The sequence below is a fragment of the Chitinophaga sp. Cy-1792 genome, from assembly GCF_011752935.1.
Lineage (GTDB): Bacteria > Bacteroidota > Bacteroidia > Chitinophagales > Chitinophagaceae > Chitinophaga.
Window position 1 is genome coordinate 1 of record NZ_VWWO01000019.1, and the last position, 751, is coordinate 751.

Below are 751 nucleotides of genomic sequence, written 5' to 3' on the forward strand. Positions count from 1 at the left end.
TGTGAATCAAACTATCACTAATTTGATTCGTGCTGTTGTTTCCATTCTTTCAAAGAACTTTCGATTACTCTGTAGTAACCGTTGTTAATGTATGAGATCCGATCTCTGTGCCCGTTCGGCGTACATTGTAGCGTATTTGCTGTAAGAACTTTTTGTTATCCTTTCGCGTCATTTGCGTTGGGAGTGCAAAGGTAAGAACCTTTATTTAAACCACCAAAACTATTTTGATTATTTTCTATTTTTATTTCATTGAATCTCAACAACTTAAATATTGGAGAATCTTTGATAAAACATTGATAATCAAACCCGACGTGTAAAGAACTGCGCTGTTTTTTGGAGCGGATGGCAAAGATAGCATCTTTATCACTCGCAGCAAAAATTATTTCAACTTATTAAGTTGTTTTCTGCTATTTATTTTCAGCGATATTTCAAGTGTGAATCTGCAGAAAAGACTGTTACGATTCGTGTTGTATCTGTTAGAAGTAGATACTTTGTAAGGAGGTAATCAGATGATCTCTACTTTTAGAGATCTGAAGTTTTGAACTTCGTGTAGTCGTCTACTTTAGTAGTAGTCTCTACTTATATAAAAGAAAAAGGTCCCGGTTTAACACCAGGACCTTTCTTAATAAATATGGCAGCTACCTACTCTCCCGCATTGTTGTGCAGTACCATCGGCCATAAGGGGCTTAACTTCTCTGTTCGGAATGGGAAGAGGTGAACACCCTTGGCAAAACCACCATAAGATCTTTTT

The 751-nt window shown here is 36.6% G+C and carries 1 rRNA gene; it reads right to left on the reverse strand.

What is annotated here, in order from left to right:
- Window positions 1–629: 629 nt before the first annotated feature.
- Window positions 630–741: ribosomal RNA gene (gene rrf / locus F3J22_RS30265) — 5S ribosomal RNA — on the reverse strand.
- Window positions 742–751 lie beyond the last annotated feature (10 nt).